This is a genomic window from Acidimicrobiia bacterium (assembly GCA_041393965.1).
GTDB lineage: Bacteria > Actinomycetota > Acidimicrobiia > Spongiisociales > UBA5794 > UBA5794.
Genome location: JAWKJB010000002.1, coordinates 209,434 through 231,477, shown reverse-complemented (window position 1 = coordinate 231,477; position 22,044 = coordinate 209,434). Strand labels below are relative to the sequence as shown.

Below are 22,044 nucleotides of genomic sequence, written 5' to 3'. Positions count from 1 at the left end.
TCGACCCCTCGTGTCGTGTGGTGCCGGTAGGGTACCGCGGGGTCACCGGAACGGGGTTCGATGAGGATTGCATTCGTACCACACGCCTACCCACCCGCGCTTGGTGGGGCCGAGCTCTACACCAAGGGCCTTGCCGAGGCGGTTGCCGCCGCAGGCCACGATGTGCATATTGTGACGACGGATCGGATGTCGGCGGAGGCGTTCTATGAAGCCGGCCATGCCCGCGTATCGGATACGGCGGTGACCACCGCTGGGCTCTCGGTGCATCGCATCAGGCTCGGGTCGGGTCGCCGCCTGTTTCGCAGATCCTCCGGGACCTACGGCGTGAAGACGGCTCATCGGATCTGGCGCCGATACGCCCTTTCAGTCGCACGGATGCTGGACGGGCTCAAGCCGGACGCCACTGTGGTGCTGCCACATGCGTTTCCGAATGTGCATGCCGTCTTTGACGCTCCGCCGCCCGGTCACCTTGTCTATGCCCCCATGCTGCACGAGGACGATCCGGCGTGGGACCACGAGACGATCGCGGACCTTGTGAGGCGGGCAGACATGGTTCTTGCCATGACACGCCGGGAACAGGAACGCCTTGTCAACGCCTACGGCGCACCCAAGACCGCAACTGTCATCGTGCCCCCCGGTGTCGACGCTCCGGATGTCGATACCGTATCCGACCTTGAGGATCCGCACAGCGGTCCGTATGTTGTGTCGGTCGGACGCCGTGTGCAGAACAAGCACCTTTCGGCCACGGCGAGTGTTGTCGCCGATCTGCGGAGCAGCGGTGTCGATCTGCGATTCCTCGTGATTGGGCCACCGGGTGAGCAGCAGGTCGACCGGGAACTGGCGAATCACGGAGAAGCAGTCGAACTCATCGGGGAGGTCGACGACGCCACAAAGTGGCAGCTGATCAGGGGAGCGGTTGCCTCCGTGTCGATGTCAGATCGTGAGTCGTTCGGCATCGCAACGATCGAGGCGTGGCGCATGCAGACCCCGGTCATCTGTCGCCGCGGCACGGCGTCTGATGAGCTGATCGACCACGGCACCACGGGACTGATCGTCGAATCGCCGTCAGAACTCCGAACAGCGCTCCAACAGATCCTGAACAATCCGGCCAAGGCATCCGCCATTGCCATCGACGGCTACCAAGCGTCACTTCGGTTCTCGTGGAAGTCCGCCGCCGAAGCCTTACTCGACCGGCTCGGATCCTAAGCACCGACTCGGCGTAGCTCAGCATCGAGCCGGGCCGCGTATCGCTCGGGCGACGCGGCCTCGTGTGCGTCTCGGCGTGCGAGTTCCGCTTTCCGAGCCACCTCGCCTCGATCATCGACGACCAGCCTCATGAACTCCGCGGCGGTGTCCACATTGGGGCTCGCCCATGTCGATCCAACCGGATAGGGACCGGCGGCCTCATCGATCGATACGAGTTCGTAGTCGACAAGCCAAGAGTTGTCGCTGTTTGTGAAGCCCATGTTGCCGCTATAGCCCGTGCAGATGGTCGGAGTGCCCAGAGCCATCGACTCAAGCATCGTCAGACCGTATCCCTCTGCTGCATGCAGGGACACATAGATATCGGCAGCGGCCATCAGGTCGAGCACCTGACCTCTCGTCAGCTCTCGGTCAATGACGCTGATGGCAGGGTTCTCTTGTGCGAGTCGCATGATCTCGGCGTGGCTCGCGGGGTACTTGCTGAGGTTTCTTGCCTTGAGGATGAAGCGGACACCGTCGAACCCCGGTGCGAATGCCTGAATGAAGGCCCGTAGCGCCTTGGCGGGGTTCTTGCGACCGAAGGAGCTGAATGCGTCGTACACGAACAGGAACACGAAGTCATCCTCGTCAAAGCCGAGCTCGGCGCGGTCAACAACGCGATCATCGGGAAGCTTCGACGCCAAGCCGATCGACCGAACCGGTACCTGGCCGTATTGGCCGAACACATCGACAAGGTAGTCACTCGCAACCCACAACTCGTCGACGAAGTCAAATGCCGGCCGAAGGCCGTCAGGAAGGGCCGCCGTCTCCCAGAACCACATCGCGGCGTTGAATCTCCCTCCGAGGCGATGGCGGAATGCGCTTTGCGTATAGGTGAGGACCTCCTCTGCGTTGTTGTGGATCAGGTTGATGTCACCGGTGTTCCCGTGTGTTGACCAGTCCAGGCCCGTCGGCGCGGTGTTGACCGTTGGATACTTCTCGCTGGTGTCGATGTGGGAAAACGGCCGATCGAGGAGGCGGAGCGCCTCGAGCGTCGCGCGCGCTGCCTCGCCCAACCCGTTCTGGGCGCGGAGTGGTCCGATCAGCGTCAGCGACCGCGGCGGTGACCCCCACATGGAGGAATCCCGTTCAACGGCAACGGCGGTAGGGGAGGCGACTCGCTTTCGCGACGGCACATCGGGACCGGCGACGCGGTTCAGCCACGCTCTTCGCTCTCGTCGGGCCGCGCCGGGAATCGTTTGTCGGAGGAGATTCCATCTCCATCTGATCGGATTGGTGGATTGTTCACGGACCGACCGACCGTCGTTGACGGGAGCGGGCCGTAGTGTCCGCGTATCGAATCCGATCGTCGCCGTACCGCCAGCATCGAGGAAGGTGTGATACTCGCTTGGTTGATATCGAGCCCGTGGGAACTCCTCCCACAGGAATGTGTTCCGGATCACCAGTTCGGATGCACGGGTCATCCCGTATTGATTGGTTTCGAGCAACCACTCCCTGACCTGGCGGTCCGAATCCGCTCCTGACCATCGCCACCCGAAGGGATCCGCCGCTCTTCTGACCTCGGCCACGAAGTTGTCGACACGCTCGCTGCGGCGAAGCGGTTGCACGGGTGTCGCCGCGACTGCCGCCTGAAGAAAAGTGATCGGTCGCTGATCGTGGACCCGATGGATGACGATCGGCCAGTCCACCTCGAAGTCGCCCCCATCGCATTCCTCTGTCGACTTTGCCCTCAGCTGGCGTTCCTTTTCGAAGAGGTCCCCGGCTGTGACAAAGGGGGTGAGAACACCTTCGGCGCGCTGGGCTGCAACCGCGGCATAGTCGGCCCACATCATGAGGAGGTCACTGCCGTTGACGGTGACGCCGCGATGGGCATGGGCCCTGCCGAGGAAGCTCTTCGCGTGTTCGTCGACGGAACGCTGATCGAAATCGAGAACCGCCTCTCCACACACCGACATCCAGGCTTCAAGGAAGGGTTCTGCACCCGGCTGCGCGATGACGAGCCGCGAGTCGGGGGTCGGAGAGCGCCGATGGTCGAGGTCTTCCAGGTGAGGGGTAAGCGAGTCCATCGGTCGGACGATCTCCTCAATACCGAGCGTCACCGGCCCGGCGAGTTCGGGTAGTGGGATGCCGGTCGGGAGCACATCCCGTCCGCACCAAATGACCGTTTCGTACTCCTCCAACAAGGAACGGAGGAGCCCCGGCAACGCGAGCGTGACCTGCTCGGATGGGATCAAGGATCGCGGCTCGTAGGGGTTGCAGTAGTCCTCGACGGTCACGACTGAGGTGAAGAGGCTCCGATCCACCTCCGTTCCGATCGGGACGAGGGCAATGGTTGGTACGGATGGCCATCGCTCAGCCAGCAGATCGACAACCGCGTAGGCGCTGGACACAGGCTCGGGTGTCACGGCAACTACCAGCGCGGTTGTTTGAGCATTCAATCCCGAAGTCCTTGGTCCGTTGTCCCCGTAGCATGCCGAACAGAACGCCGCGGGACCTTTACCGTTGTACCACCAGGCCTGGCACAAGGCTACCTTGTCTGGTCTGAACTCTCAGCCCTGCCACTTCAACAGCACCCACGCGAAGGGCTCTTGGGAGGTGGTCGATGGTCGTTTCGTGAGCGTTCGTTCGGGATAGGTAAACGAGAAACTCGATGCAGCGATCACTGAGCCATCGGGCAGATCCGTGATTGGCCGGACCAGGAGGAACAGCGATCGATCAAGCGCCGCCCATTGTTGCCCTGCCTGATCGGTTGCCGTATCTCGGGCATGTGTCTCAAGGGATGCCACCGGCACATCGCAGAACGATCGCACCGCTGCCGGGTACATCTGGGTGAGGAAACCTGCCTCAACGAGCACCGCGGCATCGTCGGGGAGGTTGGCGCACAGTTCCTGCGTCGACCCGTACATGCCGACCTGGGTGCTTGCGGTTGCGAGAGGCACAGCGAACGCGACCGGCAAGCCGATCACCGAAGCTGAAGCGATGACGGCTACGGCGACCCTCGCACGCCGAAAGCGCCGAGCACCATCGACGGCAAACGCAAGGACCGCACCGACACCGACAGCCACAGCGACCAGTGCCATCGGGTAGAACCGACGCAGGGCCCACATCTGGTCCGGTGTGATAGACGGCTTGACGAGGTACGGCATCATCGCAATGCCGCACAAAGACAACGGGACCCAGAATCGACTCCTCGCTACAAACGAACGCCGCGTGGCTGCAAGCACGGCACCCACCGAAGCGAAGACAACGGATGGAACACCCCAGTACCAGGTGAGCCAGCGGCCGGCCAACTCAAAAAAAGACCGCGATTCATCGGCGGGGATGCCCTCTCGTTCCATGAGGCCGGTGACAAGGCCAGCATGGCTCCCTTGTGCCTGAGAGAACGCCGGTCTCAAGAACACGGTCCACAACAGAAACACTGCCAGTGCGGTGCCAGCCGCGATCCGGAGGTGACGCTCTGTGAGTGCCCACGCTGCTCGGCCAAGTCGAATCAAACGACCTTCAGGATTTGCCGCTCCGACGAGCAACAGTGACAGCACTCCCGATGCCAAGGCTGCCGACAGCAACATGGTGATGCTGCTAGCGAGATCATCGAGATACTGAGGGCTTCGCAGCTTCAGGTCGACGAATCCAAGCACCCCGAAGAGCCACATCGTGATCAGGGTGGCCAGACCGGTACTCGGCGACGGCATCTGTGTGTGCTCGGCCGCAGACCGAAGCACCTCCACTGCGATGATCACAGCGAACACGGCGATGTAGAACCACGCGTCGATACGAACCAATGCCGTCGAGCCCACAAGGGCGCCCGCAACGACCCAGTGAATCCTCGATCCATCCTGTGCTCTCTGGACGGCAAGCAGTGCCATAACGAGGAGCAGCGCGACCAACGGCTCGGAATAGGTATCGCGGGTGAAGAACCAAAAGACGAGGTTCAACGCCGCAGTCATGAAGACCACGACGGCAATCCAGAGCCTGAACATCCGCGCCAGCAGAACAAACAGCAACGCCAGCAGGAGCCCGCCGATCAGCGGGTTGAGGTTCAGCATCAGCCGATCACCGCCGATCCAATCGGCAAGGGCCAACAGGACCGGGAAGCCGTGATTGAATTGGGCGTAGAGCACACCATCGTCCCTGAGGCCGCGATAGCCCTGCGTGTCGGCAGTGATCCCCTCGATGTCCGAGAACCCCCCGACCGCGCCTTCAATGAGGAGTGTTCCGCGGCCGGATAGCCATTCACCGGTCGTCAGGTAGACGCCGGGGTCTCGATTCGTCTGGAGATGCTCGGCGGAAGACCTGACATTCAGCACCGTTACCGCTGCGATGACGACGAGAACCACCGCGACCCCAGCGACTCCAAGGCGCGAGACGCCTTCGATGGACGCATCGTCGGGTCGAGGCTCGGCCCACCTGTGCATGCCCCAGAGCGCGGCGATCGCGCACGGGATTGCCACGAGCCAGAACAGCCAGGGTACGAGATGACCGGCAACGGCAAGCACGAGCCCAACGGTGAGAGACGATACGAAGGTGACCGACACAGCATCGACTGCGGGATCGAGCCATCTCCGCCATCGGCCACGATGTGACAACAAACCAGTGCTCGTCACTCCACGCCTGCCCGATGATGGCCGCGCTGTACAACAGCGATCCAGGCGAATGTGATGCCCAACGCGACGGTCATCGTGGCACGCGTGACGACTGCCCCCAGTGCTGCTGTTGCAGGATCGAAATCGCCGATGGAGGCAAGGACACCGGCGAAGAACTCCCGGACGCCCAATCCACCGGGGAAAATGCCGAGTGCCGAGGCGAGAACACTCGAAGCTGAGACGAGGAGCGCAACTCCCGCACTCACGGTCGCTCCGACGGCACGGAGGCCCACATAGGCGGTGAAGCCGTTGAACAACACTCTGACCGACACAATCCCGAGCGACGCCGAGACGGCGCCAGTCCCAACGGGATACCTTCGCTTGAACCATGCTGCCATGCCCGCCGTGAAGAACACTCCCGAGGCCCCGACGGCGGCGCCAACAACGACGAGATCCGAGACGACCAGTTGCGGGGAAACGAACACCGCGGTGATGGCGAGCCATTCGAGACCAAGCCACACCGCAACAACGGTGGCATACGCAGTCGTCGCCCCTGCGCGCGACAGCGCTCCGATGCGCACAATCGCAGCTCCCGGAATGGGGAGATAGTTTGCAGCCGAGGCTGTGACGGCCGTACGAAACGAGGACCCAAACGAGACGGTGACACCAGCGAGCCATGTACTGGCATGCTGCTCAAGAGCTGAAATCGTCAGGGCGAGCGGAACCCCCACCACAAAGAGGACAACGACCCATCCCCATTCCATCTCGATGCCGTCGACCGAGGTCCACGCCCACCAGGTGACCGCGACGAAAACCGTGAACCCGAGGATGCCCCGAACCAGGCGGGCGCGGGGAGATCGACTGCGGGTCGCGGCGAGGAAGGCGTTGACGGGTGCTGGCAGGGCCAATTCGCTACGCCTCGTGCCCGAGGCCGATCACGCGCCGCCCTCACCGATGGTTGCTTGGTACGCGGCGACAACCTCGTGCGGATCCCCAATCATCTTCGAGGACCCGTGATCGAGCCACATCGCACGGTTGGCCATCTCGGTTACCGTTCCAAGCTGGTGGGACACGAGCACGACCGAGGCGCCTCTTTCGATCAGGGACCGCATCCGTTGGAGCGACCGCACCTGGAACGAGGCGTCGCCAACCGAAAGGACTTCATCAACAACGAGGACATCGGGTTCGATGTCGGTGGCGACCGCAAACGCGAGACGGGCCAGCATCCCCGATGAGTACGACCGGAGCGGCACATCGATGTAGTCCGACAAGTCCGCCCACGCGGCGATATGCGGCGCCCGTTCACGCATGTGCTCGGGCTGCCGACCCAACAGGGTCCCGTACATCACGGTGTTCTCGAAGCCGGTGAGGTCCATGTTGAACCCTGCACCCAGCTCGATCATCGGGGCAACCGAACCCCGCACGATCACGCGGCCCGAGGTCGGCGGGAGAACCCTTGCCATGATCTTCATGAGTGTCGATTTCCCTGCACCGTTGGGACCGACCACAGCGAATACTTCGCCCTTCGCAACTTCGAACGAAACACCGTCGAGGGCCCACAGCGACTCGTATCGGTGCTGGCGCTTCACTGCCTTGATCGCGTATTCCTTGATCGAGCCCACATTCGACCTCGACAGCCGATACTCGAGCCGGACATCGGTCACGCTGATTGCCGGTTCCGTCACAGAAGCACCACCAGTCTGCGCCAACTCCGCGAGAACACATAGACGCCAAGGAGCAGCGCCACGACAGCAGAACCAGCCATGTACAGCCACATCCACAGTTCTGCGCCTGCCGCGCCATAGGCCGTATCGCGGAAGACGGTGAGGTACGAGTACAGCGGATTGAGCTTGATCATCCACTGGAATCCGTCAGGCACGATCGAGATCGGATAGAAGGTCGGTGTGAGATAGGAAATCAACTGGATGCCAACGCTCACGAGGTCGAGCACATCGAAGAAGTGCACGGCGGCGGACGCGATGAGCAATCCGAGGCCTGCGGCGAGGGCAAGCATCGCAAGAATGGGGATGGGCACGAGCACGACCGTCCACGGGATGCCCGTCCCCGTCGCAAGTTGAATGGCGAGCAGGATCACGAGGCTGATCAGGAAGTTGATGGCGGCGGCGATCGCTGCCGACACCGAGAAGACTTCCGGCGGGACATACACTTTCGTCAGGATCCCCGAGCTGTTGACGATCGCCGACCCGGCAGCCATCACCGCTTGGCCGAAATAGGTGATGAGCAGGATCCCTGAAAGCAGATACACGATGTAGGGGGTATCTCCGGGAATCTCGAACCGGAAGAAGTTGCCGAACACCACCCACATGACGCCGGTCGTGAGCATCGGGTTCAGAAGTGTCCACCAGATCCCGAGGGTCGATCGCTTGTAGCGGACGGTGAGGTCGCGCGACACGATGAGCCGAATCAGTCCACGGTGCGCCCACAGGTTCGACACCTCCGAAGCCAGGGGCCGACGGGCAACATCTGAGTCGTACAGTGTGGTCGTCATCGCATTCCTCACCCGGCGATGCCGGAACTCGCGATCTCCGACGCGAGGTTACCGCCGGAGCCGGTTGAACCCCTGCATGCGGCTACCAGGTTCCCGGGCACCGAGCCGTAGCATCAGCGCCGTGAAAGCCAGAATCCTTGTTCTACGCGATCGGCCTCGCGTCGCCACGATCGCCAGCTTTGCCACATTCCTTCCGCTGTTCGTGTGGTGGCTCGGCTGGTTCCCCGGCCTGATGAGCAGCGATTCGATCGACCAGTGGAATCAAACCCTGACCTTTGAGTTCTATAACGCGCATCCGATCTCGCACACCGCTTCGCTTTGGGCCATTTCACTGTTCTGGGAATCACCGGGTGCGGTTGCACTCGTGCAGGTCGTCGGTATGGCCGCACTCCTCGGGATCATTGCAAAACGGCTCGCCCAGCTCGGCATCCCACTGTGGATGTCGATCGGTACGGTGTGGCTGATCGCCGTTCTCCCCATGACGGCGATCACCACCATCACCATATGGAAGGACATCCCTTTCACTTTGGCGATGGGTTGGGCATTCACTGAACTGATGCTCATGGCCATCGACCGGGAACGATTCTGGTCCCATGTCACAGGGCCGATTCGGCTCGGTGTCGCGTTGGGCGCAATGTGGGCGCTGCGCGCCAACGGGCGATACACGGTCATCGTGCTGGGGCTCGCCCTCGCATTCGCGTTCCGGCATCACCTGCGAGCCACGGCGGCGTTCGGAACGGCAATCGTCGCTGTCGGTATCGGTGTTCCAACGCTCCTCGTGGCGGTCCTCCCCGTCCACGACCAGCCGATCGAAGTCGCTCAGGTCTTCATGCCCGATGTCGCCGCGGTCGTCGTGCACGCCGAACAGTCCCTTTCGCAGCAAGATCTCGCCCTCATCGCTGCGGTCGCGCCACTCGATGTGTGGAGGACACGCTATGACTGCGGCGACAGTTCGCCGCTGCTGTTCGACGAGTCGTACGACAATCGGGTGATCCAACAAGACCCCTGGGGCTACCGGATGTTGGTCCTGCGCGCCGGTCTCGGCGCCCCCGGAACCGTTGCCGGACACCGGTGGTGCGCCGGCGAATACCTCGTGTCTCCATTCAACCGAACGGGCACCTTCGTTCATCGGCCGCCATACGACATCTGGCCCAACACGCTCGGCCTCGGACGGGAGCCCATCTCGGATCGGGCATTCGCCGCAACGGACTGGATGTACCGTGCAGTCGAGACGGCCAGCATCGAATGGCTCACCTGGCGGCCTGCGATCTATGTCCTTGCCGGGCTCGGCACCTTCATCGGAATCACGGCTCGACGGAGACTCCGGCCGCTGCTGTGGATCGCGCTGCTGTTCGTCGTCCACCTCGCGAATGTGTTCATCTCGTCACCAAGCCACGAGTTCCGCTACGCGTTCGGTCTCTACCTCATCTCGCTCGCGATGCTTCCCGTGTGGTACCTGATCGTCGACCCGGCACGATCGGCCATCTCCGAGCCGGTCTCAGCCCCCGGCGTGTGAGGTTCGCCGCCATCCCGGCATCAGCCTGGAAGCGACCCGAATGGGGAGCCACAGCAGTGCAAGCAAGGTAACCAACGGATAGCGAACGATGTATCTCGCTGGCACGCCATCGACGATCAGGAAGAACACCGGGAGGAGCACGACAATGGCCGTCATGCCTCCGAGAAGCCACGGCGACCACCATCCGGCGTCGGGCCAGACGATCGCTGCTGCGGTGAACACCCCGAGGAGCAGAGCGAGGAACGATCGGCCCGGCTGGAGCAGCCGGTAGGCGAGATCGATGAGACCGGGTCTGCGGTCAACCACGCCGGACCGGATCAGCGTCCATCCATAGCGACGGGCAAGGAGCCGCTTCCCCCGAACCCAGCGTGCTCGTTGGGTGACCGTGCTGCGGGTGCCAACGGGTTTTTCGTCCCGGACGCGAGCGTCGTGAAGCCAACGGGTTTCGTACCCGGCGAGGTTCAGCCTGATGTTGAGCGACAGATCGTCTGCAAGGTCGTCGGTGAAGCCACCCGCTTCAGCAAGTGCAGCTCCGGTGACCGCCATGCCGGTCCCTCCGAGATCGCACGACCATCCGAGGTTGGAACGCGCGAGCTGCACCATGCGATTCGACGCCCAGTAAGTCAGCGCATTCGCGGTTGCGAGTGGCGATCCGTCCGGGTTCGCCACATCGAGGTAGGTCTGCACAACTTCGGCGCCTCGCTCGAAGGCGGCCGCGACACGAGCCACATAGTCGTCGTCGATCCGGTTGTCTGCATCGAGGATGAGCAGGATCTCCCTCGGACCAAGCGGCTCGGTGCCGAGATACCAATCGATTGCGGCACCTTTGGTCGCACTCCCCTCCTCCCGTTCGGCCACAGGGACATGAGTCCGTGCGAGCTCGGCGGTCCGATCGGTGCATCGATCTGCGATGACCACGGACGACAGGAGGCGCGAAGGATGCGTCTGATGCTCGAGGTCACGCGCAATACCCTCAACGACCGCCTCTTCGTTGTGGGCAGGGACAACAGCCCGAACGCGGATCCGGGGTTGCCCGCCAACCACCGGTTGGTCCTTCGTGGCAAGCCCGAACAGTGCAATCATCGACGAGTACAGGGCGGGGAGAGCCACGACAGCCTGACTCAACCAGAGGATCGCCCGTAACATGGCGCGCAGCGTAGCCGGGCGAACCAGGTCATCCACATGTCATCACAGCCATCGAGCGGTTCGATCGCGGTCGTCCTCGGCACCCGCCCCGAGATCATCAAGCTTGCCGCCATCGTCAGGATGCTCGGCGATGATGTCCACCTGGTGCACACCGGCCAGCACTACGACGCCGGACTCTCGAGAGACTTCTTTCAGGAGTTCGGCATGCGCGAGCCCGATACGGCGATCACCGTAGGAGGCCAGAGCCGGGGTGCCCAGATCGGGAATGCAGCGACTGCCCTCGACGAACTCCTCGGTCGCCTCTCGCCGCTTGCCGTCGTGGTCCAGGGCGACACGAATGCCGTGACCGCGGGATGCCTCGCCGCGAACGCAAGGGAGATTCCGTTGGTGCATGTGGAAGCCGGTCTGCGGTCCTTCGACCGTCGCATGCCGGAGGAACACAACAGGGTCATCGCAGACCATCTCAGCGACCTGTGTCTCGCACCCACAGCGGGCAATGTGCGGAATCTTGGCGACGAGGGTATCGGCGGCGACCGCGTGGCCCTGACCGGCAACCCCGTCGTCGAAGCTGTCGGCCGTCTCATGCCCTCCGACCACGAACAAGCTGAGCTCCTCGAACGACACGGGGTGGAGCGCGATCGCTACCTCCTCGCAACCCTCCACCGGCCCGAGAATGTGGACGATCGCGACAGCCTCGCCACGATCCTCGGCGCGCTCACGCATGTCGGAGAGAAGGTTCTACTCCCCTTGCACCCTCGCACAAGACAGCGAATCAACGAGTTCGGGCTATCAGATGTCGCGGCTGGGATCACCATCGTTGAACCAGTCGGCTACCGGTCGTTTCTTGCGCTCGGAGCCAACGCCCGCCTGATCGTTTCCGACTCAGGTGGCGTCCAGGAGGAGGTGTCGGTCTACAAGCGGCCCGCAATCGTCGTGCGCAGATCGACCGAACGACAAGAGGTCGAGGGAACCTTTGTCACACTCACCCGCCCCGGTCCCGACCTCGGTGATGAGATCACAGAAGCGTGGGACACCGCCCTCGATCGCCGGGTCATGTTGCAGGAGATACCGACCCCGTACGGTTCGGACGCATCACCTGGAGCCTGCGTCGCGGCCATCAGGGCCCTGATCGAACGGACCGGCCCATGATCGGCCGGTACTGGCGAAACAGGTCGGGTCGCAGGAAACCGAGCGCAGAACCAATGTCACCGATCGAGCCGTCCCCCACCGGCGTCCTTCAGGTCTGCCATCCCGACTGGAGAGGCGTTCGTGCCGCAGCCGAGGCCTTCGGTGATCCTGTCCTCGTTGCGTCGAATCTCACAGCGCTCACCGATCCGATGGTCACCATGGCGAATCCACCCGCCATGGTGGTGGTCCAGGGCTGGCCACCTGGTGCGGCATCGTTTGTGAGGGCGATCCACGCTCGCGGCATACCGGCAGCAGCAGTATTCCACTCCTCACCCGCACAACATGGAATTGACGGCGGTGAAGCGGCCGCCGTTGCCGACATGCTCGAGCTGGCCCGCAGCGGCTCCCTCGCGCGAGTCGGGACGGTGAAAGCGGGGGTCGAGGGGGCATTCCGGTCGTTGGGTTTCGATGTGTGGCATGTGCCGAACCGCGTTCCCGTCGTGCCGGACACGGTTCCTGCACCGGTTCCAGACGGCACGAACGCAGGCATCTTCCTCGCACCGATCTGGCGGAAGAATGTCACAACCCAGGTGCTCGCCGTCATGCGGAACGGTTGGCGACCGCATGTGATGGAACTGCCCGATGTTCGATACCTGCCCGCGGATGCCGTGACCTCGTGGGGCGAGATGGGTCGCGATGGCCTCCTAGCCGCTCAAGCGGCGATGGACATCGCGTTCAATGTGACTCTCTCGGAATGCCATCCCATGATGCCGATGGAGGCGTATCGGCTCGGTGTCCCGTGCCTGATGTCGCGAACATCGGACCTGTTCGCGAGCAACGCCGACCTGTACGAAGCAACCACGGTCGCCGAGGTCGACAACATCGACGCCGTTGCGCTTGCTGCGGACCGCCTCCTCGCGGCACGCGAACAGATCGTCATCGCAGCGAACGCGGAACTCGACCGAATCGACGAAACCGGCCGCACACGCTGGATGGAATTCACGAATCGGGGATAGCGACTTCGCTGCGTCACGGGTCCCGAGGGGCCGCCAGATACCCGACGATAGCTGCCGTGGCCGGATCCGGATCAGGCGTCCGCACCGGTTTGCCCTGCCCTCGGAACGCCCGGCGGATGCGTCCTCGCAGTCCTCGGCGATACCTCGACACGGTCACGATCCTGGACTTCGGCGTTCTCCTGAGGCCCCCCGCGCGCAGCCGGTCGTAAGCGTCGGCACAAACGATCACCGACGGCCTCCCGACCGAAGCAGAGAGAACCCCGTTGTGGAAACGCGTGCCAACGGAGGCAGCTGCGTTCCTCACGAGGTCGGCAGCCACGATGTCGGCGGGGATGTCGTCGAGATGGATCAGTTGAATCCCATCGGGCAGCATCCCGGCGACCTCCTTGAGGGCAGGGCGATCGTCGATCCATATCGAAGCACAGTGCGGCATCAGGACGACAGGACCGCTGACGGCAGACGATGCCGCAATGATGGACTGAGCCACAAGGGAGAGAATCTCCGACGAATCGTCGGCCCTGACACTGGCGACAAGGTACTCCTGTCCGGTCAGCCCGTGAGCATCCATGAACTCGGCAAGTTGTGGTTCAAGAGCCGGTTCGATGCCAGAGGCTGCGTCAGGGAGCACTTCGAGTTTTGCGCTGTCGATGCCGAGACCAAGGGCGGCCCTCTGCGCCTTCGAGTCCCTCAGGAACACCCGCGAGGCGATGCCGAGGAGTCGCCGGACAGCCGCTCGGTCAGCCTGGTTGGTGAATGGGCCGAGCCCCGAACTCACGACCACGACCGGCACACCTGCTGCGTGTGCCGATTCCGCCTCGATGAGTCGCGGCCAGATGATGCTGTCGGCGTATCGGCTCGCAAGTGAACCCGCGGCGACGATGACGAACGCGGTCGACTCCCGAATCGCTTCGGCGAACTCCGTATCGCCGGAACCCGAGGGGGCCCGGAGTGCGCGTTCGACGGACATCTCGCCAAACAAGCCCTTCCGGGTGTTGCCGGCGTGAACCGCGGCGGCGTTTGCCACGGCGGGAACGCCGAAGCGCTCCTCGAGAGCCCTTGCCTCATCTGCGAGGAGGACGAGCGTCGCGTCAGGGCACCCGTCGGTGATGCGCTCGATGAATGCTCTCGTGATCAGGTCATCGCCCAAGTGGCGGTGGATGGAGTATCCGCCAACCATCGTGACGGTCGGCTGGCGAACCGATGTGAATGATTCGATCGGCGCCCGCGCAACCCATTCGACACCTTCGATCAACGCCCCAACACTCAGACGGAAGGCGCCGGCGGTGGGCGGTGTGCGCACCAGCATGAGAACCGTCGCGGCTTGCCCCGGGCCGAGATCCACCTCCAGATCGACTCGCGTTTCGTCCAGGCCCGTCAGCTCCCCCGCAGCAGTCATCCACTGGGCTCCGATCCTGATCGGCCACGCACCCGTCGGGCCGAACGGCTCGGTGCCGGTGTTCGTGATGGTGACCAACACCTCGAGATGAGTGCTTCGGTAGCCTCGGTCATCGACATGTGCGACCTCCACCGAACATGACCGTCCACCACCGGTGGCGACCGGATCGCAAGGTGAAACGGCTTGCAGCACGAGAGGAGGTGGGGACATCTCGTGTGTCCTCACAGCGGCGATGAACGCTCGATCCTCGTGCGGTACGGGTTCGGTGCGGAGGGGGCCCGGTGCAAGTTCCGGCGTGTAATACGACGACATCGCAAGGCCACCCTGGGTGCGAAGCTCGGGCCGATTCCGGAAGTAGCGTCGGGCCTTCTCCTGCCGGACCTGCAAGGGGGTATCAACGAGATCGAGGTGATAGATCGGAGCGGTCAGGACACGCGAAGGGCCCTCCGTCTGTACAGCCGAATGTGCCAGGTTGCTGTACGACAAGAGATCGGGATCGTTCCGATACAGCCGCCACTGGACATCTGGGTACCACGGATTCTGCGCAATCCAATGGTCTCCATCATCGACAAGCCACTTGCGAACGATGCCGCAATGGGTGACATCGGCCCGCCATGCGCCCGCGGCCAGGGTCCGCAGCAGCTCCGCGCTTGGCACCTCATCGCCGTCGAGCCGCAGAATCCAGTCGCCTGAACACAACGCATGCAGGCTCTCGAGGTTTGCTTCGAGTGGCCACCGGAACGGCATTAACGAAGTCACATCCGCGACACCGTCGAGACGGTCGAGTCGTGGATCAACGCTGCGGTCGTCGACCGCGACCACGATCTCGTCAGCGACCTCGCGCAGCGGTGCAAGCATCGTCGCGAGACGATCGGACGGCTGATCAGTAAAGATGCAGACAGACAGGATTGGCACGCCGCGAGACTAATGAATTGCTGGTCCGTAGATCGGCCAGGCGTCACTCGTCGTGTACGGGTCACGCGAGTACCATTAGCGTCGCCCTCGCCCTCCAGATGGTTTGGTGTTCCTTTGCGTCCGTGTTCCGAACAGATCGATGTGCGCGATGTCACCGCCGAGCGTGCGAAGGGACATTCGCGGGTGTCGGCGGTCGTTGATGGCTCGAGCGTCTGGTTCGAGTCGGATGATGCCGAGCTGGTACCGACAGGCGAGGCGTTCGGCACCGCGTTTCTCATACCTGCCCTTCATGCGGGTGGAACCCTCGACATCGAGCCACCGACCGATGCGCGATGGTTCCAAGGGGCGGAGCAACTCATCGAGATCTTCGCCGATTGGTGGGAACTTCCACGCTGTCAGCCCACGGGGCCAATTGCACTCGAGCGATCGACCGTGGCAAGGACGGGCTTGTGCTTCACGGGAGGGGTTGATTCGTTCTTCACGCTTTTGCGTGGAGGTCTCGACATCGACACGCTCATCCATGTGCAAGGCTTCGACATACCGCTGACCGACATGCGGCGCCTTGCTGCGGCCGAGCACGACGCTCGAGCCATTGCGCGGGCCCTCGACATTGGCTGTGTCGTGGTGAGGAGCAATCTTCGGGAGCATCCGCTGTTTCAACCTGTGCCGTGGGATCACACCCACGGTGGAGCGTTGATCGCCGTCGGTCATCTCCTCAGTGGATCGATCGGGAGGCTGATCATCTCGTCGTCGGTGCATCGGTCGGCAACGAGAACCCACGGCACCGACAGGCGAATCGACGCCAAGTGGTCGTCGACGGCCCTCGAGGTGGTCCACACGGGTGAGGACTGGTGGCGGTACCAGAAGCTGCAACAGATCGCGAACGAGCCGTTGGTGCTGCGCCACCTCCGCGTCTGTTGGGAGCATCGCACGGAGGCCCCGAACTGCTCACAGTGTGAGAAATGCCTGCGCACGATGGTGACATTGCACAACGCCGGGACGCTCACCGCGACCCAGCAATTCGACGATGGTCCCATCGCAGAACGGCTCGACCGAATCGAATACATCGTCGGTTCCGGGAACCGTCGCGAGTATCAGTACCTGATCGAAGAGGTATCGGACCCGACCGTCCGAGATGCCCTTGCGAGGCTCAGCGCCCGAAGTCGACCGCCCTCACCGGTCCTCGACGAATAGAGCGGCGATCGTGAACCGCAACAACCACCTCAATGGATGAGGCGGTCACGCCTCGCGTACCGCACCGGAGCGCGCCGCACGATACGGACCTCAAGCCCATCGGGAGGTTGCAGCACCAGATCGACCGCCTTGAACAGTCCCGTGAGCCGAGCTCCCCATCCGTGGTTCACCAGCGCCGCGGCACCGTCCGGATGTGGGGCTTCCATGGCGCGGCGCGTCGCCGACACGAGATCAGCATCCGTGTAGACGCCGTCGATGCCTTCGAGGGCGCGCAACGGTGGTGCTGCGACCGGGACTCCACACGCGAGGTATTCGTAGACCTTCAGCGGCGACACCGCATGGGTGGTGTTGGTGACCTTGAACGGGACAAGCCCAACCTCGAACGCCCGCAGGTACGGGGGGAGCTCGGCCTGGGCTTTGAGCCCGAGCAACACGATGTTGTCGGGGAGCCCCAAGCTCTGTCGGTCAACGGCTCCGGCATCTCCAATCACGACCACCACATGCCCGTCGAACTCTCCCGTCACGGAACGCAGCGCCTCCCAGTCGAACCAATCACCGTAGAGGGAGCCGTGGTAGCCCATGAGTCGTCCCGACGGCAGATCATCAGGTCGGCCATGGTTGTCGGTGGCACCGAAGATCGATTGGTTCACACCGTTGGGGACAAGCGCCGCCTCGACGCCGAAACGGCCAGCGTGGGCAACGAGGTCCGGCGCGGAGGCAACAACACCGTCGGCGAAGCTCATCAGATCTTCCTCCTGGTCCGCCGAATACCAGTCGCCCCCGAGGGCCCGGTCGGTCCAATCATCGATGATGTCGTACGCCACTCGCCATCCCGTCTTCGCAAGCTCGGAGGCGGAAACGACGAACTCGCGCATCGGGGCTTCGACGATGACGAGCCCCGGCTCGGCCGCTTCGACAGGCCGATCCCTCTCCCATCGTTCGAATGGGAGTTGGGTCAAGCGGGGGTGGAGGTAGCGAAGCCCGAGGTCGACGCTCTCAGCCGCCGGATACCTGTTGACATAGACAACAGAGTACGAGCGGCGGAGCAGCTCGAACGCCATCTGGGCACCACGGGATCCGCCTCCAATGTCATGGAGGGGAACACCAGCGAGGATCACCACGACGGGCGCCGCGGGTGGGGGAAGGGTTGAATCGGCTGTCGCCGAACCACCATCCGGGAGCACACCGATGCGAAGTCCCGCATCGGTCGCAGCTTTGAACACCTCGTGGGGAGAGCGATCGGGCAAGTCGAGGTCGGCGAGCACGGCGACCGGAAGCGCAACCGAACGCGGAACGATGGCAGGTTCGACGATCCGCATGTGGAACATCGATGGCTCTGACACGGCGGCCCGAACGGCCACATCGGAGTCGTGCCAGCCGACGAACTGTGCGAGCTCATCGTCTCGGTTCCCGATGGTGGTCACATCGTCTCGGAGGCTGCCAGTCGGCCGGCCGACCACGACGCGGTAGGTGTCCGGTGTGAGGCGAACCCACTTCTTTGCGACCCGCAGGTCCTCGACATAGAGGTCGACATTGGAACGGACCGTCTTGGAGTGCTGATGGGAGCGGTAGCGTGCCATCACTTGGTCCGGGACCAGTGGCCGGATTCGGCGCCTCGCGGCCATCAACAACGACCTCATCATGCCGGAACCCAGTCCGGAATCGCGCCCGGCTCTTCCGGGTGTTGGCGTTGCACGGGGAGACCGTCGATGGTGCGCGGCACCATCCACTCGGGTGATGGATGCGAGTTTGGGCTGAGGCGCTGCTCCGAGGTGCCGTCCAAGGCAACGATGCGATCCGCGTTCGGTGCTGCGGGATCGAAGATGGACCATGTTCGGACGACCCGAATGGGTGTCGGCCCGAGTGTCGTCACCGATCCGAGACCCGGCTCCGATTCGAGGATCCGACACATCTCGCGGATGGAGCCACCGTCGACACGGTGGCGGCGGTCGAGGAGGACAACATACTTGCCGGTGGCGGAGCCGAGCCCCTCGTCGACTGTGCTCGCAACGACGAACTGCACATCGGAACCGATGTCGGATGACGGGGCCTCGATCGGCTCGGTGCTGAGGATCGACACGAGGGGGTACCACTTCTTCTTCACTTCTGCGAGGTGGGACCGCGCATACAGGTCGGGGAGCCGGCCGGTGAGAGCCGACAGGGCCGTCGCGTGGTCGGATTCGGTGTCAACGGACATCGACACGCCATGTTTGCGGTACCGGAAGAGTGGCTCGGGAATCCTCGTCCCGTGCCAGCCCGCGGCACCCAGCCGTATCCACAGATCCCAGTCCTCATTCCCTGAGCGCAGCGACTCGTCATAGCCACCCACCGCTGCCCAAACATGCCTCCGCATCAGCACACATCCGACAACGGAGTTAGTGAGCATGAGCTGGTAGGGGTTGGGGCGTCTTGTGGCCCAAATCGCCTCGAAGTCGCCGAACAGTTCCGCCCAGCAGTGTGCATAGCCCGCCTCGGGGTGGGTTTCGAGCGCGCCGACGAGCGTGTGGACATACGAGGGGGTGAGCATGTCGTCCGCATCGAGCGTGACTACGAACTCGGCGTCGGTGGCGGCGATTCCGGTGTTTCTCGCCGCGGGGAGACCTCGGTTCGGTTGACGCATCACTCGAACCCTCGGGAGGTCCAGCGATGACAGGATGTCGATCGTCGCTTGTTCGGTCGATCCGTCGTCGACGATGATCGCGTCGAGGTCGCCGTCGGTCTGGCTGAAGACCGAGATGAGTGCTTGCCGAATGAACGGGCCCTGGTTGAAGCATGGGATGATGACCGAGGTTCGGGGATCAGGCAGGGGTCCGCTCTTGGACTGGTGCCGGACGAGGTCGTTCCACCGATCTTCCCAGTTCTTCTCCTGCCGGATTCGGTCCCAGCCGGAACGGTCCTTGAGCACGGTGCGCATCGGCCGCGGCATCAAAGACTTGAGCGCTCGAACAGCCGGGCGCGGCATCGCCCTGATCACCGCACGCGTCAAGCGATCGACTCGCGATGGCTGCGAGGACGCGAAGCGGATCTCCTCGACTCGTGCAAGTGCCGCGGTGGCAACCCCGCCCTGTTCTCGTTCGTGGCGAACATCGGGCATCGAGGTGTAGGGGGTGAGTGGGTCAGTCCGCAGGGGCAGAGCCGTCGCCCCGAGTCGGGCGGCCAGGTCGGGATCCGTCGCGAGCCGTTCGATGGCGTCGGACAGCCCTTCCACGGATCCGTCGAACACCAGCGCGCCGGTTGACTCGTCGAGGACTCCCTCGAAGGCCGGGAGGTCTGGTACGACGACCGGGGCACCGATCGCGCGCGCTTCGTGAACGCCGAGGTTGAACGACTCGAAGCGGGACGGTGCCACCACGGCAAGGGAATCAGCGACGAGTTGGACGACTTGTTCCGGGGGCAGGTGATCGAGGAATCGGAAGCGGTCCTCGAGGTCGGACGGAACCATGTTCTCGAGCCACGAACGCATCGACTCGTTCGCCGTGATGCTCCATCCGTCGGCCCCGACAAAGGTGACGGACAATTCGGGGACGGTCCGCATCACAGGGATCACGGCACGCACCATGTCGTGGGATCCTTTGACTTCGGACAGTCGGCCGATGACGAGCAGATCACATCCGGTGCCGGCCCATGACCTCGTGGGACCGAGGACGCGCACCGGCGGTGCACCGACGGCGATGCGCTCAGGCGCGACGCCGTATCGTTGCGTGACCAGCGGAATGATCGCTTCGGTGGGAACGATCACACGATCGGCCATCTTGAATGTCTCACGCTCCATCGCAGCAACGATGTCGAGCTCCGGCGTGGTCGCGCCCATCGCCTCGATCTGGCAATCAACGGGACCGTGGAAACGAACGGCGAGCGCGGTGTCTCCGAAGCCGAGGTCCCTTCGATGGGTCAGCAGCCAGAACCCGAGACCATCGAAGTCCTGGACTTCGACCACATCGAAGGGTCTCTGGCGATGGAGTCGGGACAGCTCTTCGGCGACGGCCATGGATTGGTCCATGAACGGGAATTCCCACCCAGGCGCCTCGGCGGGCGTTGCGAAGACGACCGAACCGCCATCGTCAGCTCGGTCTCGGTCCGGTGCAGCAGCAAGGACGATCCGCACATCGTCTCCGCGTTCTCGGAGGAGGCGTGCAACCTCGGAGATGAGCACCCCGGCGCCGCCGCGCGTGATCGGGGAAACCTCTGTTGCTGCGAATCCGATCCTTCTCATTGCGGCACTCGCTGCAGCCCACGCCGGTCGAGATCTTCCAACAGCGGCCGCAGCCGGGCGTCCCAATCCGCAACCGCGGCAGCCATGCGCCGCTCGGCCACAGAGTGGGTCGGTGTGGTGAGCGCGTCGCGGATGGCGGCAACAAATTCGGGGGGGTCAGCGGCGGTTGCAACGAGCGGGTGGTCCACGCACACCGGAAGCGGCGTCGCGACGACCGGTTTGCCGCCTGCGAGGTACTCATACATCTTGAGGGGGCTCACCGCGCTGGTCATCTCGTCGATCACGAACGGGATGATGCCGACATCGAACCCCGCAACGATGCCCGGCATCTCCGATGACGGCAGCTCATCGATCATCGCGATGTTGGATGTGGATGCGAGACGAGATGCGTCGCGCTGACATCGGGCATCGATGGGACCGACGAGCACGAAAGTGACCTCGGGCATGGATCCAGCCACTGTGAGCATGAGGTCGAAGTCGAACCATCGGGCGATCATGCCGTGATAGCCGACAATCGGAGGGGAGTTCCCGTCAAGCGCGACTGATGGGGTTTCCACACCGGCGAAACGACTGGTTTCGACACCGTTCTCGATGAGGAGCATGTCGGCGCGCTCGCTTCGGTGGCGTTCAACGAGAAGCGGTGATGATCCGATCACGACCGCCGCGTCCTCGATCATCGGGCCGTGGTGGTGGCGAACCCGTCGCTCCGGAGGTAGCCCCACTTCGTCTGCGTCGAAGATGGCCAGATCATCGAGGATGTCGTACACGACGACCGGATCCGAGAAGTATCTCAGCATTGGCCGCACGGGGGCGAAATGTGCGTACACGATCACCCCATCACGCGGTACCGAATCCAGCGAAGGCACAATCGTTACGCCATCGACTTCCCGCGGTTCGGTGGTCGCGAGATCGACGAAGTAGACGGGGTGCCCTGCACGAGCGAAAGCCTGAAGGATGTGCTGCGGGCGCTGCTTCATCGTGTCCCACTCGACCCATGTCGGTGGGTAGACAACAGCCCGAAGCTCCCCGGCAGCGGGGCCACCGATCCGGGGGCGCCCGCTCAATCGATCGCGGACAGCGGCGGCGCCCGGGAGACGCTTGAGCACGCGCCTGACACCGGGAGGAAGTCGACGCAGGACCGACACGACGGTCGCCATCGATGTCAAACCATGAGCGGTGCGACGGTTGGTCTCCACCAAGCGCCTACCGTCCCGGTAGCGTGTCG

At 63.4% G+C, this 22,044-nt stretch carries 15 protein-coding genes; 5 read left to right on the top strand and 10 right to left on the bottom strand.

The genetic code is table 11. The features are described from left to right. Positions 1–60: 60 nt before the first annotated feature. Positions 61–1,206, top strand: coding sequence for a glycosyltransferase family 4 protein (locus R2823_05880; protein MEZ5175717.1), 1,146 nt, complete (start codon positions 61–63; stop codon positions 1,204–1,206). Here R2823_05880 and R2823_05875 read toward each other — a convergent pair. The 5 genes from R2823_05875 to R2823_05855 form a co-directional block, all read right to left on the bottom strand. Beyond that, complete coding sequence (locus tag R2823_05875) at positions 1,203–3,608, bottom strand: glycosyltransferase (GenBank protein MEZ5175716.1); 2,406 nt, start codon at positions 3,606–3,608, stop codon at positions 1,203–1,205. The genes R2823_05880 and R2823_05875 overlap by 4 nt on opposite strands. Positions 3,609–3,752: 144 nt before the next feature. Next, positions 3,753–5,792, bottom strand: a complete 2,040-nt coding sequence (locus R2823_05870) for a hypothetical protein (GenBank protein MEZ5175715.1) — start codon at positions 5,790–5,792, stop codon at positions 3,753–3,755. 11 nt (positions 5,793–5,803) lie between these two features. Beyond that, positions 5,804–6,694: a hypothetical protein gene (locus R2823_05865; protein ID MEZ5175714.1), complete on the bottom strand. Its 891-nt coding sequence runs from the start codon at positions 6,692–6,694 to the stop codon at positions 5,804–5,806. 27 nt (positions 6,695–6,721) lie between these two features. Beyond that, entirely contained in the window at positions 6,722–7,471 is a 750-nt protein-coding gene (locus R2823_05860; GenBank protein ID MEZ5175713.1) for an ABC transporter ATP-binding protein, read from the bottom strand. Continuing rightward, positions 7,468–8,295, bottom strand: coding sequence for an ABC transporter permease (locus R2823_05855; GenBank protein MEZ5175712.1), 828 nt, complete (start codon positions 8,293–8,295; stop codon positions 7,468–7,470). Before R2823_05855 ends, R2823_05860 begins: the two co-directional genes overlap by 4 nt. A 121-nt stretch (positions 8,296–8,416) precedes the next feature. Between R2823_05855 and R2823_05850 the strand changes: the two genes are divergently transcribed. After that, positions 8,417–9,811 carry a DUF6020 family protein gene (locus tag R2823_05850; GenBank protein ID MEZ5175711.1) on the top strand — a complete coding sequence of 465 codons (1,395 nt, stop codon included), beginning with the start codon at positions 8,417–8,419 and terminating at the stop codon, positions 9,809–9,811. Here R2823_05850 and R2823_05845 read toward each other — a convergent pair. Beyond that, entirely contained in the window at positions 9,794–10,957 is a 1,164-nt protein-coding gene (locus tag R2823_05845; protein MEZ5175710.1) for a glycosyltransferase family 2 protein, read from the bottom strand. The genes R2823_05850 and R2823_05845 overlap by 18 nt on opposite strands. A gap of 36 nt (positions 10,958–10,993) precedes the next feature. On the opposite strand from R2823_05845, the gene wecB reads away from it, so the two are divergent. Continuing rightward, positions 10,994–12,106, top strand: a complete 1,113-nt coding sequence (gene wecB / locus R2823_05840) for a UDP-N-acetylglucosamine 2-epimerase (non-hydrolyzing) (protein MEZ5175709.1) — start codon at positions 10,994–10,996, stop codon at positions 12,104–12,106. 53 nt (positions 12,107–12,159) lie between these two features. Beyond that, positions 12,160–13,101, top strand: coding sequence for a hypothetical protein (locus R2823_05835; protein ID MEZ5175708.1), 942 nt, complete (start codon positions 12,160–12,162; stop codon positions 13,099–13,101). Between the two features lie 13 nt (positions 13,102–13,114). On the opposite strand, the gene R2823_05830 is transcribed toward R2823_05835, so the two are convergent. Beyond that, a complete protein-coding gene (locus tag R2823_05830) occupies positions 13,115–15,412 on the bottom strand; it encodes a polysaccharide pyruvyl transferase family protein (protein ID MEZ5175707.1) in 2,298 nt (765 codons plus the stop codon). A 114-nt stretch (positions 15,413–15,526) separates the two neighbouring features. Between R2823_05830 and R2823_05825 the strand changes: the two genes are divergently transcribed. Next, positions 15,527–16,606, top strand: a complete 1,080-nt coding sequence (locus R2823_05825) for a hypothetical protein (GenBank protein MEZ5175706.1) — start codon at positions 15,527–15,529, stop codon at positions 16,604–16,606. Positions 16,607–16,635: 29 nt separating this feature from the next. Here the strand turns inward: R2823_05825 and R2823_05820 are convergent, their stop codons facing one another. From R2823_05820 to R2823_05810, 3 genes are read right to left on the bottom strand one after another with little or no spacing between them, the layout of a single operon-like run. Continuing rightward, positions 16,636–18,186, bottom strand: a complete 1,551-nt coding sequence (locus R2823_05820) for a glycosyltransferase (protein ID MEZ5175705.1) — start codon at positions 18,184–18,186, stop codon at positions 16,636–16,638. 59 nt (positions 18,187–18,245) lie between these two features. Then, positions 18,246–20,819: a glycosyltransferase gene (locus tag R2823_05815; protein ID MEZ5175704.1), complete on the bottom strand. Its 2,574-nt coding sequence runs from the start codon at positions 20,817–20,819 to the stop codon at positions 18,246–18,248. Then, a complete protein-coding gene (locus R2823_05810) occupies positions 20,816–21,976 on the bottom strand; it encodes a glycosyltransferase (GenBank protein ID MEZ5175703.1) in 1,161 nt (386 codons plus the stop codon). The genes R2823_05815 and R2823_05810 overlap by 4 nt, the downstream gene beginning before the upstream one ends. Positions 21,977–22,044: the final 68 nt, after the last annotated feature.

Coding starts and splice junctions, on each gene's coding strand:
- wecB (MEZ5175709.1), top strand. CDS start 10,994: ATGTCATCACAGCCATCGAGCGGTTCGATCGCGGTCGTCCTCGGCACC.
- R2823_05880 (MEZ5175717.1), top strand. CDS start 61: ATGAGGATTGCATTCGTACCACACGCCTACCCACCCGCGCTTGGTGGG.
- R2823_05855 (MEZ5175712.1), bottom strand. CDS start 8,295: ATGACGACCACACTGTACGACTCAGATGTTGCCCGTCGGCCCCTGGCT.
- R2823_05810 (MEZ5175703.1), bottom strand. CDS start 21,976: ATGGCGACCGTCGTGTCGGTCCTGCGTCGACTTCCTCCCGGTGTCAGG.
- R2823_05815 (MEZ5175704.1), bottom strand. CDS start 20,819: ATGAGAAGGATCGGATTCGCAGCAACAGAGGTTTCCCCGATCACGCGC.
- R2823_05820 (MEZ5175705.1), bottom strand. CDS start 18,186: ATGGCACGCTACCGCTCCCATCAGCACTCCAAGACGGTCCGTTCCAAT.
- R2823_05845 (MEZ5175710.1), bottom strand. CDS start 10,957: ATGTTACGGGCGATCCTCTGGTTGAGTCAGGCTGTCGTGGCTCTCCCC.
- R2823_05835 (MEZ5175708.1), top strand. CDS start 12,160: ATGTCACCGATCGAGCCGTCCCCCACCGGCGTCCTTCAGGTCTGCCAT.